Raw genomic sequence first — 1,506 nt, forward strand, 5'->3', positions numbered from 1 at the left:
CTGAAAACTTTTCAGACGGCCTTTTATTGATGGAGATAAGTTAATCTAAATGCTCACTGCTTTGCGCCAAGATGGTGCGGTTGCCATTGTTTTCCGCCGGGGAAACAATACCGTCGGCTTCCATTTGGTCAATCAGGCGGGCAGCGCGGTTGTAGCCGATGCGCAGTTGGCGTTGGATATTGGAAATGCTGGCCTTACGCGATTTCAAGACAACGGAAACGGCTTCATCATACATGGGGTCGAGGTCGCTGTCGTTGCTGCGGCTGGTACCGGTAAAGTCCTCGTTCGAACCGCTGCTTAAAATATCGTCGATATAATCAGGCGCGCCGAATTGTTTCAGGTATTCCACTACGCGGTGTACTTCATTATCAGATGCGAACGCTCCGTGTACGCGTTGCGGATAGCCGGTGCCGGGCGGCAGGAACAGCATATCGCCTTGGCCGAGCAAGTTTTCTGCACCCATTTGGTCAAGAATCGTGCGGCTGTCGATTTTGCTGGACACTTGGAATGCAATGCGTGTCGGAATATTGGCTTTAATCAGGCCGGTAATGACATCCACGCTTGGGCGTTGGGTGGCAAGAATCAAATGGATACCGGCTGCACGCGCTTTTTGGGCAAGACGGGCAATCAGTTCTTCAATTTTCTTGCCTGCGGTCATCATCAAGTCGGCAAACTCATCTACCACGACCACGATAAACGGCAGTTTTTCCAATGGCTCAGGATTTTCAGGCGTGAGGCTGAACGGGCTGCCGATTTTTTCGCCACGCGCGGCGGCTTCGGCAATTTTTTGGTTGAAACCGGCAAGGTTGCGCACGCCCATAAAGCTCATCAGGCGATAGCGTTTTTCCATTTCGTTGACGCACCAGTTCAGGGCGTTTGCAGCCAATTTCATATCGGTCACGACAGGGGCGAGCAGGTGCGGAATGCCTTCGTAAATGCTCAGCTCCAGCATTTTCGGGTCAATCATAATCATGCGCACGTCTTCCGGCGTTGCTTTGAAGAGCATGGACAGAATCATGGCGTTCACGCCTACGGATTTACCCGAACCGGTCGTGCCGGCAACCAGCAGATGCGGCGCTTTGGCCAAGTCGGTGACGACAGGCTGGCCGGTGATGTCTTGGCCGAGCGCGAGGGTTAGTTTGGATTTGGACTCGGTAAACGCAGGCGAATTGAAGATTTCGCTCAGGCGGATCATTTGGCGTTTCGGATTAGGTAATTCCAAGCCCATGCAGGTTTTGCCTGGGATAGTTTCCACCACGCGGATGGAAGCCACGCCAAGCGAGCGCGCCAAGTCTTTTTCAAGGTTCAAAACGGCACTGCCGCGTACGCCGACATCAGGCTCGATTTCGTAGCGCGTAATGACCGGGCCGGAATAGGAGTCCATCACTTTGACTTTAACTTTGAACTCGGCCAGTTTTTCTTCGATGGTAATGCTGTTTTCCAGCAGCTGTTCTTCAGTTTGCGAGGCGCTTGGGTCAAACTGCGGCGGCAGGAGCAGGGCAGTGG

At 53.2% G+C, this 1,506-nt stretch carries 1 protein-coding gene; it reads right to left on the minus strand.

Going from position 1 to position 1,506, the window contains the following annotated elements; translation table 11 throughout:
• Positions 1-40: 40 nt before the first annotated feature.
• Positions 41-1,506: DNA translocase FtsK (locus tag ACTHUM_RS13690; RefSeq protein ID WP_440403133.1), on the minus strand; the 1,466-nt coding region annotated here is incomplete at its 5' end.

The sequence above is a fragment of the Neisseria sp. P0021.S006 genome, assembly GCF_051956895.1.